Here is a 15,046-nt window from a genome sequence, read left to right on the forward strand (position 1 = left end):
CTCTCACTCGTCCCCGCCCCGCGTCGCGCGTTTCCGCGTCAGCGCCAGCAGCATCCCCATGCCGAGCGCGATCGCCAGGACCGAGGAGCCGCCATAGGAGACGAAGGGTAGGGTCATCCCCTTGGTCGGGATGAGGTGCAGCGAGGAGGCCATGTTGACGAAGGCCTGCAGGCCGAACTGTGCCAGCAGCCCGGTCGCCGCCAGCACGACGAAGAGATCGGCCTCGCCCAGCAGCCGGATCAGGCCGCGCAGCACGACGAAGGCAAAGAGCGCCAGGATGACGAGGCAGACGATGAAGCCGAATTCCTCCCCCGCCACGGCGAAGACGAAATCGGCATGGGCATCGGGCAGGGCATTCTTGACCCGGCCCTCGCCGGGCCCGCGGCCGAACAGCCCGCCATTGCCGAAGGCCTCCATCGCCTTGGTGATCTGGAAGGTATCGCCCGAGGCCGGATCGAGGAAGCGGTCCACCCGGCTGCGGACGTGGTCGAGGGTGAAATAGGCACCGACCGCCAGGCCGACGCCGCCGATGCCCAGCGCGCCGACGAAGGCGAGGTTCAGCCCGGCGACGAAGAACTGCGCCAGGAACATGGAAACCACGACCATCAGCATGCCGAAATCCGGCTGCGACTTCAGCACCACGGCCACTACGCCCAGCAGGAGAAAGGCCGCCATGGGCCAGAGCCGCTGCGGATGCAGCAGGCCCCAGCCACGGTCGCCGGAGGCGGCGCGCACCGCGGCGGCGGATTTCCCCTCGGCCAGCAGCCAGGCGATGACCACGGCGAAGCAGGGCTTGAGGAATTCGGAAGGCTGCATGGTGCCGAGCAGCGGGAAGGCCAGCCAGCGACGGGCGCCCTTGGTCTCGAATCCAATCACCAGGGTTGCCGCGGTCAGCACCAGTGCACCTATGCAGCCGATGATTGCCAGATGCTTGATGTTGCGCGGCGTGAGCAGCGACACCATCACCATCAGCGCCGCCGCCATGCCGAGGAAGACGACCTGCTTGACAAACAGCAGGCTGCGCGAGGCATTGCCCATGACGCGCTCGGCGACCGCCGGGCTGGCCGCAAGCATCATGACATAGCCGAAGCCGATGAGGATCAGCAGGGCGCCGAGCGTCCAGCGATCCACCGTCCACCACCAACGGCCGAGTGTCGAGTTATCGGAGCGTGAAATGGCCATCAGGCGGCCCCCCCTAGCGCGGCGACAAGCATGCGGAAACGGTCCCCGCGGGCGTCGTAGCCGGTGAATTGGTCCCAGCTCGCGCAGGCGGGCGATAGCAGCACCACCGGCGCGGCGCCGGCGAAGGCGGCCTCGGCGGCGGCCTGCACCGCGGCATCCAGCGTGCCGGCGATATGATGCTTCACGCCATGCGCGGCCAGCGTCGCCGCGAGGACCGGCGCATCGCGGCCGATCAGCAACGCTTCCGCCACATGCGGGAAGAGGGGCGCCAGGCTCTCGATCCCGCCTTCCTTCGCCGTGCCGCCGGCGATCCAGACGAGGCGCGGATAGCTGGCCAGGGCACGGGCGGTGCTGTCGGCGTTGGTGCCCTTGCTGTCGTTGACGAAGGCGACGCCGCGGATCTCACCCACCTTCTCCTGCCGATGCGGCAGGCCGGGATAGCTGCGCAGGCCCGCGGCGATGGTCGCGCGGTCCAGGCCGAACTCCAGGGCGCAGGCAGCGGCGGCGGCGGCATTCTGCGCATTGTGGCTGCCGGGCAGGGCAGGCGCCTCGGCAAGGTCCAGGATGGTCCCGCTGTCGTCGCGCAATACGCCATCGGTCGCCCACAGGCCGCCGGGCTGCGCCGCCTCGCCGGATACCGGGCACCAGCGGGCCGGGCCGGTGCCGCGCAGGCCGCGGCTCAGGGCGTCGTCCATGCCGATCACCGCGAGGTCGCGCGGCTGCTGATTAGCGAAGATCCTCGCCTTGGCTGCCCGGTAACCCTGCATGTCGCCGTGCCGGTCCAGATGATCCGGCGATAGGTTGAGCATGACCGCCGCATCGAAGCGCACCGTTTGGATCCGCTCCAACATGTAGGACGACATCTCGATGGCGTATACGCCAGCATCTCCCAAAATGTTGAGGGAGAGCGCGGCCGGACCGAGATTTCCTCCGGCGACCGTGGCCATTCCGCCGCAGTGCAGCAGGTGGTGCAGCAGTGCCGTGGTGGTGGACTTCCCGTTGGTGCCGGTGATGCCGGCGAAACGCGCGGCGGACCCCGCGGCCCGCACCGCGCGGTACAGGTATTCGACATCGCAGAGCACCGCCTTGCCGGCCGCCTGGGCCGCGAGCGCGGCGGGATGCGGCTGCGGCAGCCGGTGCGGGATGCCGGGCGACAGCAGCAGCGAATCCCAGCGGAAGGGTTCGGCCGCGGGATCAGCCACCGCCAGGCCGGCCGCCTCGGCCGCGGCGCGGCTTCCGGCGCTGTCGTCCCAGCAGCTGACCTCGGCGCCCCATTCGGCCAGGCGCAGCGCCGCCGGCAGCCCGGCCTTGCCGAGGCCGACCACCGCGATGCGCTCACCGGCGAAGGGACGAAACGGGGTCATCGGATCTTCAGCGTGCTCAGGCCGACCAGCGCCAGCACCATGGCGATGATCCAGAAGCGGATGACGATGGTCGCCTCGGCCCAGCCCTTCTTCTCAAAGTGGTGGTGCAGCGGCGCCATGAGGAAGACCCGGCGGCCGGTGCGCTTGAACCAGAAGACCTGGATGATGACGCTGACCGTCTCCACCACGAACAACCCGCCGACGATGGCCAGCACCACCTCGTGCTTCGTCGCCACCGCCACGGCGCCGAGCGCGCCGCCGAGCGCCAGCGAGCCGGTATCGCCCATGAAGACCGCGGCCGGCGGCGCGTTGAACCAGAGGAAGCCGAGGCCGGCGCCGATCAGCGCGGCGCAGAAGACCGCCAGCTCGTTCGCGCCGGGCACCGAATGGAGCTGCAGGTATTCCGAGAAGACCCGGTTGCCGACAAGGTAGGCGATCAGTGTGAAGACCGCCGCCGCGATCATCGCCGGCACGATGGCGAGGCCATCGAGTCCATCCGTCAGGTTCACCGCATTCGAGGCGCCCATCAGCACCAGCATCCCGACGGCGGGAAAGGCGAAGCTGAGCGGAATGAGAGTTTCCTTGAAGACCGGCAGGGCCAGGCCGGTGGCGATCGGCGCCGGCAGCAGCAGGATGATCCAGCTCGCCCCCACCAGCCCGACCCCGGCCTGCCAGACCAGCTTCATGCGTGCCGAGACGCCCTTGGTATTGCGCTTGGTCACCTTCAGCCAGTCATCGGCGAAGCCCAGCGCGCCGTAGCCCACGGTGACGAACAGCACCGCCCAGACCATGCCGTTGCGGAGATCGACCCAGAGCAGGGTCGAGAGGACCAGCGCCAGCAGGATCAGCACGCCACCCATGGTGGGCGTGCCCTTCTTGGTGATGAGATGGCTCTGCGGCCCATCCTCGCGGATCGGCTGGCCGCCGCGCTGGAAGCCGCGCAGCCAGCGGATGACAGCAGGGCCCAGCGCCAGCGACAGCACCAGCGCCGTCAGGCAGGCGGCGCCCGCCCGGAAGGTCGTGTACCGGACGAGGTTGAAAAGGGCGAATTCCTCGGCATAGGGCGCGAAGAGGTTGAAGATCACGCGCCACACTCCGTCAGCGCCCGGACAATCACCGCCATGCGGCTGCCGAGCGCACCTTTCACCAGAACCGTATCGCCCGGCCGCAGCGCGGCCTGGACCAGGGGCGCCAAGGCGGCGCTATCCGCCGCATGGGCGCCGCGCTTCGCCGCCGGCAGCAGGGCATAGAGCCGGGCCATCTCCGGCCCGCAGCAGAAGACCAGGTCGGCCCGCGCCGCCGCCGGGGCCAGGCCGGCATGCAGCGCCGCGGAGAATTCGCCGAGCTCGCGCATGTCGCCCAGCACCGCGATGCGCCGCGCGCCGGGCCGCTGCGCCAGGGTCTCGAGCGCCGCCCGCATCGCCGGTGGCGCCGCGTTGTAGCTCTCGTCGACCAGCAGGGCGGTGCCGCCCGCGACCGCGATGTCCCGCGGCGCGCCACGGCCGGCGCCCGGGGAATAGCCGGCGAGCGCCGGCGCGGCACGGAGGGCATCGAGTCCGAGCGCGGCGACCACGGCCAGGGCGCAGCAGGCATTCTCGGCATGATGCAGGCCGGGCGCCGGCATCCGCACCTCCACCCGCGTGCCGAGCACCGCATACTCCGCCCGGGTGCGGCCATCCCGCGTGATGCTGGCCTCCAGCAGGCGGATCTCGGCGCCGGCGTCGCGGCCGAAGGTCAGGATGCGGCCGGCACCCGATTCGACGGCCATCTCCCGCAGCCGCCCGAAATAGGCATTGTCGCGCGGCAGCACCGCGGTCCCGCCCGGCAGCAGGCCGCGGGCGATGCTGCCCTTCTCCTCGGCGATGCCCTCCAGCCCGCCGAGATGGCCGATATGCGCCTCCCCGATCGTGGTCACCGCGACCACATGCGGCCGGGCGAGGCGGGCGAGGGGGGCGATCTCGCCCGGGTTGTTCATGCCGATCTCGATGACCGCGAAGGCGCTGGCGGCCGGCATCCGCGCCAGGGTCAGCGGCACGCCCCAGTGGTTGTTGTAGGAGGCGACGGCGGCATGCGTCGCACCGAAGCCGGCCAGCAGCAGCCGCAGCATCTCCTTCGTGCCGGTCTTGCCGACGCTGCCGGTGATGGCGGCGATGCGCGCGCCGGTCCGGGCCCGGCCGGCGGCACCCAGCGCGGTCAGCCCGGCCAGGGTCTCATCGACCATGAGCAGCGGCGCATCGGCGGCAGCCCCCGGCGGGGCATGATCCACCATCGCGGCCGCCGCGCCCCGCGCCAGCGCATCGGCGACGAAGGCATGGCCGTCCCGCGCATCGCGCAGCGCGACGAACAGGTCACCGGGCCCGGCGCTGCGGCTATCGATGGAGACGCCCGTGATGGCGACCTCGGCGCCGAGGCTGCCCCGGGTCGCCGCCCGCAGCTCGGCCGTGGTCCAGAGCGCGCTCATGCCGCGACCCCGGCCAGCTCGCGCACCACGGCGGCATCGTCGAAGGGGGTGGTGACGCCGGCGATGGTCTGGCCGCTCTCGTGTCCCTTGCCCGCCAGCGCCAGCACGTCCCCGGCGCCGAGATCCTCCAGCGCGGCGGCGATGGCCGCGCGACGGTCGCCGGCATCGGTGCCGCCGGGGCAGCCGGCCAGCACGGCGGCGCGGATCGCGGCGGGATCCTCGGAGCGCGGATTGTCGTCGGTCACCCAGCAGACATCGGCATGGCGCGCCGCGGCGGCGCCCATCAGCGGCCGCTTGCCCGGGTCGCGGTCACCGCCGGCGCCGAAGACCACATGCAGCCGCGCGCCCCGGCCGACATGCGGCCGCAGCGAGCCCAGCAGCCGCTCCAGCGCATCCGGCGTATGGGCGTAATCGACATAGACGGCGGCGCCGTTCGGCAGCTTCGCCGCGAGCTCCATCCGTCCCCGCACGCCGGCGAGGCGCGGCAGCAGCGCCGCGGCCCAGCCGGGCTCCATCCCGCTGACCACGGCCAGGGCCAAAGCCAGCAGGGCGTTGTCCGCCTGGAAGCGCCCGGGCAGCGGCAGATGCAACGCGTGACGGGCGCCGAAGGCGGTGAATTCCAGCGCTTGGCCATCCGGCAGCGGCCGCTGCGCGGTCAGGCGGATGCTCTCGCCCACCTCGCCGACCGTCAGCAGGGCGAAGCCGCGCCGAGCGGCCAGGCCTTCCAGCGCGGCCAGGGTCTCCGCATCCATGTCGGCATTGGCGACGGCGGTACCGCCGGCCTCCAGCACCGTGCCGAAGAGCCGGAGCTTGGCGGCGCGATAGGCGGCCATGTCGCCGTGGTAGTCCAGGTGGTCGCGGGTCAGGTTGGTGAAGCCGGCCGCCGCCAGCCGCACGCCATCCAGCCGGCGCTGCTCGATGCCATGCGAGGAGGCCTCGATCGCCGCATGGCCGAAGCCGGCGCGGGCCAGTGCCGCAAGCTGGCCATGCAGCGCGACCGGGTCCGGCGTGGTCAGGCTGGCGCCGCCGGGGAAGCCCGGCGCGATGAGGCCCAGCGTGCCGAGCGAGGCCGCCTTGCGCCCGGCCAGGGCCCAGAGCTGGCGGAGGAAGTCGACGGTGCTGGTCTTGCCATTGGTGCCGGTGACGGCAACCACGGTCGCCGGCTGCGCCCCGGCCATGGCGGCGGCCATCAGCGACAGGCTGCGGCGCGGGTCCGGGCAGGTCACCAGCGGGCGCGCGGGCACGCCCTCGGGCCAGGGCGTGCCCTCCGGCGCCAGCACGGCGGCCGCGCCTTGGGCGACGGCATCGGCGATGAAGGCCCGGCCATCCGAGCGCGACCCGGGTAGGGCGACGAACAGGCTGTTTGCGGCGACGGCGCGGCTATCCGCGGTCAGGCCGCGGATGAAGACTCCGCCGGCCTGCCCGGCGCCCTCGGGCGCAAGGCCGCCGGCGCGCATGAGGTCACCGAGGCGCAAGGCCGGCCTCGCCTGGCGAAGCCGGCCCGGCGGCCAGATACAGGGCCGGTGCCGCATCGGTCCGGCGCAACGCCGGGGCAGGGGGCACCAGGGCAGGCGCCGGCGCGCTGGGCGGCGTGCCGGCCGGGGTCCCGCGCGGCGCCGGGGCGGGTGCGGCCGCGGTCGGCGGTGCCGGCCGGGCCGGGCGGCCGGGCTGCAGCGGAATGGCGATGGTCTGCTGGATCTGCGGGATCCGGTCGGTCTCCGGCACCATGCCAAGGATCGGCGCGATCCGCCGGATCACGCTGCCGGCGGCCGGCGCGGCGACCCAGCCCGCGGTCGCATAGCCATGGCTCTGGGCATTCGGCTTCGGCTCGTCGACCATCACGTATAGCGCGAAGCGTGGCGCATTCATCGGGAAGGCGCCGACGAAGGCCGCGATGCGCTTGTCTTCGAGGTAGCCGCCGCGTGGGCCGGTCTTCTGCGCCGTGCCGGTCTTGCCGCCGACGAAGTAGCCGGCGACCTCGGCGCCCTTGCCGGAGCCATCGGTGACGACCAGCCGCATCAGCCGCCGCAGCGTGTCGGAGGTGCGCTCGGCGATGACGCGGGTGCCTTCGCGCGGCTGCCCGGCCGGCTGCGCCAGCAGGGTCGGCTGGCGCAGGATGCCGCCATTGGCCAGCGCCGAGACGCCGTTGATCACATGCAGCGGGGTGACCGAGATGCCATGGCCGAAGGCGACGGTCATGGTGTTGATGTCGCGCCAGCCCTGCGCCGTCGGCGCCAGCGGCCGCGCGGTCTCCGGCACCTCGACCCCGAGCCGGCCCAGCATGCCCATGCGACCCATGAACTCACGGTGCCGCGCCGGGCCGACGCCCATCGCCATATGCGCGGCGCCGAGGTTGGAGGAATAGGCCAGCACCTCGGGCAGCATCAGGGAGCGATTCTTGCCCTTGTAGTCGCTGATGGTGAAGCGGCCGTAGCGGATCGGATGGGCCGCATCGAAGCTGCTCCAGATATTCGCCGTGCCGGCGTCGAGCGCCATCGCCGCGGTGAACAGCTTGAAGGTCGAGCCCGGCTCATAGAGCCCGACGGTCGCCCGGTTGAAATGCGGGTCCTGGTCGGAACGCGGGGCCGCCGCGGTCGGCTGGCGGGCGATGACCTGGCGTGGGCCGGGAAGCGTCGTCGCATCGGCCCGGCGCTGCAGCCCGCCGGGGTCGGAGGCGTCGTAATCCGGCAGGCTGACCATCGCCAGGATCTCGGCGGTGTTCACGTCCATCACCACGCCGGCGCCGCCGACGCCGTTGTAGTCGGCGATCGCCTTCTGCACCGCCTCGCGCAGCGCGACCTGGACCCGGACATCGAGCGAGAGGCGGATTGGCGCGCGATCCGTCCGCAGCCGCTCATCGAAGCTGCGCTCGACGCCGGCGATGCCGCGGCCGTCCACGTCGACCTGGCCGAGCACATGCGCGGCGGCCGAGCCCTGCGGATAGAAGCGCCGCTCCGCCGGGCGGAAATGGAAGCCGGGCACGCCGAGGTCGTTGATCGCCTGCTGCTGCCGGGGCGGCAGGTTGCGGGCGATATAGGCGAATTCCACGGCCCGCTCGGTGCCCGGCACATTGCGCCGGGTGATGCGGGCGACCAGGCGCTCGCGGTCGAGGTTGGGCAGGACGCGCAGCAGCCGGTCGGCCGCAGCTTCCGGGTCATTGATCTCCTGCGGATTGGCATAGAGCTCCGTCACCTGCAGCGAGACGGCGAGGACCTCGCCGTTGCGGTCGGTGATGGGCGCGCGGCCGACGATGGGATCGCTGGTCGTCGGCATATGCGCGACGGGGCGGAGCCGCGGCAGCATCGGGTCGAAGATGGTGGCGAAGGCCAGCTTCAGGCTGACCGCGCCGAACAGCACCGCGAAGCCGCCGGCGGCGACGACGAGCCGGCCCCGGGTCTTCTCGAGCTGGGCGCGGCGCGCCAGCTCCGGCGCCGCGATGCGGACCAGGGCGCGGGAGCCCGAGGCGGCGGGCCGCACCATGGCCGGGCCATTGAAGCCGCCCGGCAGGTGACGGCCGACCGGCGCCGCATCCGGGGAGGGCGGCAGCCGCAGCGGATCATCCGGCGGCGGGGTATTCATCGGGCCAGTCCGCTGCCCAGGGTGGCGGCGCCGGCGCTGCCGAAGGGCACCGGCGGAGGCAGCATCGGCCGGGCGCCGCCACCGAGGGCGGAGCCGACGGCGAAACCGCCAGGGGCCGCGGCACGTGGCGGCTCGACCAGGGCCGGGCGGCTGGCGACGGCCACCTGGGTCACCGGGGCACGCGGCGCGGCGGCGGCAGGTACCGCGATGGGCGGCAGCGCCGCCAACTCGCTCGGCGCTGGCCGCGGCGCATGGGCCGCCGGGGGGGCCACCGGCGGGGCCACCGGGCGCGCCACCGGCCGGGGCAGGGTGACGCGGGCCAGGTCGACCAGCGCCGGACGCGGCGCGGCATCGCTGGCGCGCGGCTCGGCCGGACGGGCGGCGGCGACCGCGACCGGATGCTCGACGACTCGCGGCGGCGCGGGCGGCAGGGCAAGGCGGATGACCGGCGGCGGTGCCGGGACGGGCGCCGGTGCCACGGGCCGGGCCGCCGGCAGCACCGCGGCCGGGACCACGGCAACCGGCGCGGCCGTGGCAGGGCTGGCCGGCGGCGCAACCGGGGCAGCCGCCGGGGCGACGGCCGGCGCGACAGGAGCAGGCGCGGCGGCAACCGGCGGCGCCGGCACGATGCGCGCCGGGGCCGGGGTCGCGGCAGGGGCCGGATTGACGATGGCGACCTGCACCGGCGCGGCGATGCGCGGCAGCAGGGCGAAGCTGTTGCTGCCGGCCGGGCTGGTCGCCTCGCGCGCGGCAAACAGCGCCGTCGGTCCGGAATAGGCGACGACGGTCGGCAGCCGGCGCTCGGCCTCGCTGGCCCGGATGAACTGGCTGGGCTGCATCGCCTCCAGCGCCGGCAGATGCCGCTGGGCGACGCTCCGTAGCCGCTCCGGCTCGTTCAGCCAAGCCCATTCCGCCTGCAGCGTCTGGGTCCGCGCTTCCGCCTCCTCGACCTTGCGGGCGATGCCGCGCAGCTCGCGGTCGAGCACCGCGGCCTCGTGCTTGGTCTGGTAGACATGCATCCCGGCGCCCAGGAATGCGACGAGGCAGAGCAGGGTGAAGGGGCGGAAGATCATGCTGCGTCCCGGTCTTCTGGCAGGCGTTCGGCGTCAAGGCGTTGGATCGCGCGCAACCGGGCGGACCGGGCGCGGGGATTGGCATCGGTCTCGCTCCGGCCCGGCCGCAGCGCCTTCGGCGTCAGCAGGCGGAACCCGGCCGGTGCGGCGCGCTGGGCCAGCGCGCTGGGATCATGACGGGAGGTGCCGGCGCTGCGTCCGGCCTGTCCGGCCATGAAGCGCTTGACGATCCGGTCCTCGAGCGAATGGAAGGCGACGACGACCAGGCGGCCGCCGGGCGCCAGCAACTGGGCCGCGGCGGCGAGGCCGCGCTCGATCTCGCCGAGCTCGTCGTTCACCGCCAGCCGCAGGGCCTGGAAGCTGCGGGTCGCGCCATCGATGCCGGAGGGGTCGCGGGGAATGCAGCCGCGCACCAGGGCGGCAAGCCGCGCCGTCGTGGTGATCGGGGCCTCCCTCCGGGCGGCGACGATCACGCGCGCGATGCGCCGGGAATAACGTTCCTCGCCCAGTTGAAACAGCACATCCGCAAGCTCCGACTCGTCCAGTGTATTCACGAGGTCTGCAGCGGACTTCCCATGTTTCGACATGCGCATGTCAAGCGGACCATCGCCCCGGAAGGAGAAGCCGCGGTCGATTTCGTCGAGCTGAAACGAGGACACGCCGAGGTCGAGCACGACGCCGTCGAGTTGCCCGATTCCCTCGGCCTCCAGCAGCGCCAGCATGTCGCCGAAACGGCCTTCCAGCAGATGCAGCCGGCCGGCGGATTGCGCCGCGAGGACGGCGCCGCGGGCGATCGCATCCGGGTCGCGGTCGATCGCATAGAGCGTGCAGGCGGCCGCGGCGAGAATCGCGCCGGCATAGCCGCCGCCGCCGAAGGTGCCGTCGAGGTAGCGGGCGCCGTCGCGCGGCGCCAGCGTCTCCAGCACCTCGGCCAGCATCACCGGGACATGGGTGCCGCTCATACGTCGCCCCCCTCGTCCTCGGCATCGAGCAGCGCTTCCGCTTCGGCGAAGGCGGTCGCGGCCCAGATCTCGAAGTAGCCGCCGCGGCCGGCGAACTGCAGCTCGGCCTCGAATCGCGCCTGCTCGGATAATTCCTTGGGCATGACGACGCGGCCTTCGCTATCGGGGTGCAACGTATGAATGCGGCCAACCAGCTTGCGCATGATGGTCTGGTATTCGGCGGAGAGCTTGCTGAGGCCCGCGGTGCGCGCATTCACCTCTGCCATGTAGTCGGGCTTGGGCCAGACTTCGACGCAGGGCTGGTGGCGTGACTTCCGCAGGATGATCTCTTCGGCACCGAGGCGGCTGAGGATGGCGCGGAAGGGAGCCGGCACTGAAATGCGCCCCTTCTTCGCGTCGAACCCCCCGCCATAGGTGCCTGTGAACTCGGACATCGCCCAGCGACCGCCCCCCCAGTGACCGCTTGATGTAACCGCTTATTGACACGTGGCCTTTGGGGGTGTGCCTGTGCATTTCCTGGTGCAGCGGCCGACGGGGCCCCCCGACCCCGCCGGCTCGCCCGACCATCCCGCTCCGAACCCCTCGCCCCCCCGAGCTATTGGATCCGTCACGGGATGACTTGGGATAGCACGGGATTTCCCGGGACTACAAGCCCGAATGCCATTTGGAGCCTTGTGGCACCCCATCCAATTGCCATGGTTATGAATGGGTTATGGTTCATTGGTACCATTGCATGAGAAATGACGCTGCCCTGAGAGCAATAAGTTATACTTACCTGTTTTGTTCTTTTGGCGGGATGTCGCCCCAAGCCGCCAGAAACGCGCCTGGCAAGCCCGGCGCGACTCCTGTTTTGGCATCGTAAAGTATATTGCGTCAGGTGGCCTATAAGCCGGGTTCTGTCCGCCGCCGGCGAACCGGCGACGGGACGACCATTCCTCTGGGACGGGCCTTGCGGCGCGCCTCCTGCAGCCAACCCGGGTGACGGGGCGGAAATGCCCCTGCGTCACGTCGGTCGAAACCGACGCCGCCGGCCACCCCTATTCGGCCTTGCTCCGGATGGGGTTTGCCCTGCCGCCCCCGTTGCCGGGGGCGCGGTGCGCTCTTACCGCACCGTTTCACCCTTGCCGGAAAGCCTCGCGGCTGCCCGGCGGTTTGTTTTCTGTGGCACTTTCCCTGAAGACCACGCCTCGCGGCGCAACCTTCGCCGGCCATTAACCGGCATCCTATTCCCGTGGAGCCCGGACTTTCCTCCAGCACCGCCTTGCGGCGATGCCAGCGGCCGTCCAGCCACCTGACGCAGCGGGGTTTTGCGCGACGCCCCGCGGGGCGTCAATGCGGCCCGGCGAGTCGCGCCACGGCGGCCAGCGCCGCCAGGGTCCCGGCATCGGCCCATCCATCCACCTGCGCCGGCCGCCAGCGCCGCTGGAAGGCGGTGACCAGCAGCGGCAGCGGCAGGTCCCGGCGATAGCCGATGGCCTGCAGCAGCGTGGCCGCATCCGCATCCGGCGGCGCCGGCGGCAGGGCCTTCGGCCAAAGCCCGACTCCATTCGCCGCCAGGCCTTCCCAGTCGAACAGCTCGCCCGGATCCTGCTTGCGGTCTGGCGCGATGTCGCTATGCGCCACCACGTCCCGCTCCGCGATCGGGTGGCGGCCGAGGATGCCGAGGCAGAGGTCGCAGACCGCCGCCATCTGCAGGGCGGGGAAGGGGCGATAGCCCCACTCGTGCCCGGGATTGACGATCTCGATGCCGATGCTGCGGTCGTTCAGCCCGCTCAGCCCGCGCCAATGCGAGACGCCGGCATGCCAGGCGCGGCGGTCCTCCGGCACCAGGCGGAAGACGGCGCCATCCTCCTCGACGAGGTAATGCGAGGAGACGCGGGCGGCGGGGTCGCGCAGCCGGGCCAGCGCCGCGGCGCCGCTCTGCATGCCGGTGTAGTGCAGCACCAGCATGTCCACCGGCAGGCCGGCCGGACGCTCATCCTGGTTGGGGCTGGGGGCGTCGTGGAGTCGCATGCGGCTAGAGCTTGCGGTCCCGCTTCACCCGGTCCCAGGCGGCGTTGATCTCGGCGACCTTGTCGGTGGCGCGCTTGACGAATTCCTGCGGCACGCCGCGCGCGGCCAGGCTGTCCGGATGGTTCTCCCGCATCAGCTTGCGCCAGGCCTGGCGGATGGCCTCGTCCGAGGCATCCTTCGGCACGCCGAGGATGCTGTAAGGGTCCGGCCCGGTCTCGGCCGCCGCCGCGCCGGCGCGCGGGTTGAAGCCGTCCCGCGCCCTTTCCCAGGCATTGGCATCGATCCCGAAGCCGCGCTGGATCCCCTGCAGGAAGCTCACCTCGGCCCGGGTCAGCGGGCCATCGGCGCGGGCGATCTGGAACAGCGCCGCCAGCACATCCTCCAGCATGCCCTTGTTGTCGGCGAAGGCCTCGCCGAGCTTCTCGGCGAAGGGCTCGGCCGGATCGGCGCTGTCGCGCGCCTGGTCGAACAGGGAGGCGACCTCTCGCATGTTCTCCGGCGGGATGCGGAACAGCCGCTTGAAGGTGTCGATCTCCGCCCGCTTCACCGGGCCGTCGCATTTGGCCAGCTTGGCCGCCAGCACCACCACGGTGATGGCGAATAGCTGTTCCTTGCTGCCCAGCAACGCCGCCGCATCCGCCGCCTGGCGCACCGCGGACCGGCCGAAGAGCGCGCCGAAGGGATTGGCCCCGAGGCCCGGCCGGCCGCCCCCTGCCGCCCCTTGGTCCGCCGCATGGCCGAGCGCCGCCCCGACCACGGCGCCGAACGGCCCGCCGGTCATGAAGCCTGTCACCCCACCGATGATCTTGCCCCAGAGGGTCAAGCGCCAAATCCCCTGCCTTGAGGCGCGCAGCCTTACCACGCCGGGGCCGCCGGGGCACCCCTCGGCAAGGGGCCTCGCATGGCCTTGCGTCCCGGGTCTAGGCTGGCAGGCAAAGGGAAAGGAAACCGCAATGACCCTCACGCTTCGCCCCCTGCATCCCATCTTCGCCGCCGAGGCGAGCGGGGTGGACCTGACCCGGCCGCTCGCCCCGGCCGAGGTGGCCGCGGTCAATGCGGCGATGGACGAGCATGCCGTCCTGGTCTTCCGCGACCAGCCGATGGAGCAGGCGCAGCAGGTGGCGATGGCCACCCAGTTCGGCCCGCTGAACCCCGGCCTGAAGCAGATCGGCCGCACGGCGGAGCGGCTCAAGGAAGCGGCGCTGATCGATATCTCCAACCTCGACGCCGAAGGCCGGCCGCTGCCGCGCGACAGCAAGAAGATCGTCAGCGGCCTCGCCAACCAGCTCTGGCATTCGGACAGCAGCTTCCAGGCGCCGGCCGTCTCCTATTCCATGCTCTCGGCCGTGGTGCTGCCGAGCTGGGGCGGGGAGACCGAGTTCGTCGACCTCCGCGCCGCCTGGGATGCCCTGCCGGCGCGGCTGCAGCGCCAGGTGGAGGGGCTGGAGGCGGAGCATTTCGCGCTGCACTCCCGCATGACCCTGCTGGGCGATACCGACTATACGCCGGAACAGCTCGCGGCCCTGCCGGCGGTGGTCTGGCCGCTGGTCCGCACCCATCCCGGCTCCGGCCGCAAGCTGCTGTTCTGCGGCATCCATGCCCGGCGCGTCCTGGGCATGGGCACGGCGGAGGGCAAGATGCTGCTGATGGACCTGCTGGAGCATGCGACCCAGCCGCAATTCCGCTACCGCCACGAATGGCAGGTCGGCGACCTGGTGATGTGGGACAACCGCGCCACCCTGCATCGCGGCCGCCGCTACGACCTGAACGAGCCGCGCGAGCTGCGGCGCACCACCTGCGACCAGGTGCCGGCGGAACGGGCGCGCCACGCGGCCTGACGCAGGCCGGGCGGCGGCTACAGCGTGGCCGCCGCCCGCGCCGCCTGCTCGTAATAGCCGGACAGCGTCCGGAGCAGCGCCGCCACCTCCGAAAGCGATGCGGCGCTCGGCCCGCTGCCGCCGACCGAGCGGGCCAGCAGCTGCTCCCTGACCTCGGCATAGCGGGTGCAGAAGGCGGCACCGGCCTCGGTCGCCGCCACCAGCTTCTCCTTCCCCGCCCGGCTGGTGGCGACCAGCCCCGCCGTCTCCAGCTTGCGGATGGCATAGGTGGCGATATGCGTATCCTCGATTGCCAGGGCGAGCAGGATCTCCGCCTGCCGCTTCGGCCGGCCGCGATGGCGGACCGTGTGCAGGATCAGCACCTCCGTCGCCGAAAGCCCCGGCGCCCCGGCGGCCGCGGCGCAGACCACCATCCAGCGCTGGAAGGCGTGGCCGGCCAGGATCATCCCGTACTCGACCTCCGACAATGCCGGGGAAGCGCCGGCGGCGAGATGGGCGGAGGAGACGACGGGAGCGGCCATGCGGGAACGTTGACAAAATACTGATAAATCGTCAACGAACACCTTGCGGGGAC

At 72.0% G+C, this 15,046-nt stretch carries 13 protein-coding genes and 1 other RNA gene; 1 reads left to right on the forward strand and 13 read right to left on the reverse strand.

Going from position 1 to position 15,046, the window contains the following annotated elements; genetic code table 11:
* Window positions 1–3 precede the first annotated feature (3 nt).
* The 12 genes from AC0IW9_RS18400 to AC0IW9_RS18455 all read right to left on the reverse strand — a co-directional run bounded on the left by AC0IW9_RS18400 (window position 4) and on the right by AC0IW9_RS18455 (window position 13,457).
* Window positions 4–1,185, reverse strand: coding sequence for an FtsW/RodA/SpoVE family cell cycle protein (locus AC0IW9_RS18400; protein WP_471649811.1), 1,182 nt, complete (start codon window positions 1,183–1,185; stop codon window positions 4–6).
* A complete protein-coding gene (murD, locus tag AC0IW9_RS18405; RefSeq protein ID WP_471649743.1) occupies window positions 1,182–2,546 on the reverse strand; it encodes a UDP-N-acetylmuramoyl-L-alanine--D-glutamate ligase in 1,365 nt (454 codons plus the stop codon). The genes AC0IW9_RS18400 and murD overlap by 4 nt, the downstream gene beginning before the upstream one ends.
* The gene (mraY, locus tag AC0IW9_RS18410; RefSeq protein WP_471649744.1) at window positions 2,543–3,631 is read right to left on the reverse strand and encodes a phospho-N-acetylmuramoyl-pentapeptide-transferase; all 1,089 of its coding nucleotides are present in this window, start codon (window positions 3,629–3,631) and stop codon (window positions 2,543–2,545) included. Before mraY ends, murD begins: the two co-directional genes overlap by 4 nt.
* A complete protein-coding gene (locus AC0IW9_RS18415; protein ID WP_471649745.1) occupies window positions 3,628–5,007 on the reverse strand; it encodes a UDP-N-acetylmuramoyl-tripeptide--D-alanyl-D-alanine ligase in 1,380 nt (459 codons plus the stop codon). Before AC0IW9_RS18415 ends, mraY begins: the two co-directional genes overlap by 4 nt.
* Complete coding sequence (locus tag AC0IW9_RS18420) at window positions 5,004–6,464, reverse strand: UDP-N-acetylmuramoyl-L-alanyl-D-glutamate--2,6-diaminopimelate ligase (RefSeq protein WP_471649812.1); 1,461 nt, start codon at window positions 6,462–6,464, stop codon at window positions 5,004–5,006. Before AC0IW9_RS18420 ends, AC0IW9_RS18415 begins: the two co-directional genes overlap by 4 nt.
* 4 nt (window positions 6,465–6,468) lie before the next feature.
* Window positions 6,469–8,586, reverse strand: a complete 2,118-nt coding sequence (locus AC0IW9_RS18425; protein ID WP_471649746.1) for a peptidoglycan D,D-transpeptidase FtsI family protein — start codon at window positions 8,584–8,586, stop codon at window positions 6,469–6,471.
* Window positions 8,583–9,659: a cell division protein FtsL gene (gene ftsL / locus AC0IW9_RS18430; protein ID WP_471649747.1), complete on the reverse strand. Its 1,077-nt coding sequence runs from the start codon at window positions 9,657–9,659 to the stop codon at window positions 8,583–8,585. The genes AC0IW9_RS18425 and ftsL overlap by 4 nt, the downstream gene beginning before the upstream one ends.
* A complete protein-coding gene (gene rsmH, locus AC0IW9_RS18435) occupies window positions 9,656–10,621 on the reverse strand; it encodes a 16S rRNA (cytosine(1402)-N(4))-methyltransferase RsmH (protein WP_471649748.1) in 966 nt (321 codons plus the stop codon). The genes ftsL and rsmH overlap by 4 nt, the downstream gene beginning before the upstream one ends.
* Window positions 10,618–11,055, reverse strand: a complete 438-nt coding sequence (locus AC0IW9_RS18440; protein ID WP_471649749.1) for a division/cell wall cluster transcriptional repressor MraZ — start codon at window positions 11,053–11,055, stop codon at window positions 10,618–10,620. Before AC0IW9_RS18440 ends, rsmH begins: the two co-directional genes overlap by 4 nt.
* Before the next feature lie 435 nt (window positions 11,056–11,490).
* Window positions 11,491–11,916, reverse strand: an RNA gene (rnpB, locus tag AC0IW9_RS18445) — RNase P RNA component class A.
* Window positions 11,917–11,950: 34 nt separating this feature from the next.
* The gene (locus tag AC0IW9_RS18450; protein WP_471649750.1) at window positions 11,951–12,634 is read right to left on the reverse strand and encodes an N-acetylmuramoyl-L-alanine amidase; all 684 of its coding nucleotides are present in this window, start codon (window positions 12,632–12,634) and stop codon (window positions 11,951–11,953) included.
* A gap of 4 nt (window positions 12,635–12,638) precedes the next feature.
* Window positions 12,639–13,457 (reverse strand): TerB family tellurite resistance protein, encoded by an 819-nt coding sequence (locus tag AC0IW9_RS18455; RefSeq protein ID WP_471649751.1) that lies wholly within the window; start codon window positions 13,455–13,457, stop codon window positions 12,639–12,641.
* A 130-nt stretch (window positions 13,458–13,587) separates the two neighbouring features.
* Here AC0IW9_RS18455 and AC0IW9_RS18460 point away from each other — a divergent pair, with 130 nt between their 5' ends.
* Window positions 13,588–14,472, forward strand: a complete 885-nt coding sequence (locus tag AC0IW9_RS18460) for a TauD/TfdA dioxygenase family protein (RefSeq protein ID WP_471649752.1) — start codon at window positions 13,588–13,590, stop codon at window positions 14,470–14,472.
* A gap of 17 nt (window positions 14,473–14,489) precedes the next feature.
* Here AC0IW9_RS18460 and AC0IW9_RS18465 read toward each other — a convergent pair whose 3' ends face one another.
* Entirely contained in the window at window positions 14,490–14,993 is a 504-nt protein-coding gene (locus AC0IW9_RS18465) for a winged helix DNA-binding protein (RefSeq protein WP_471649753.1), read from the reverse strand.
* Window positions 14,994–15,046 lie beyond the last annotated feature (53 nt).

It is taken from the genome of Belnapia sp. AC561, from assembly GCF_979252845.1.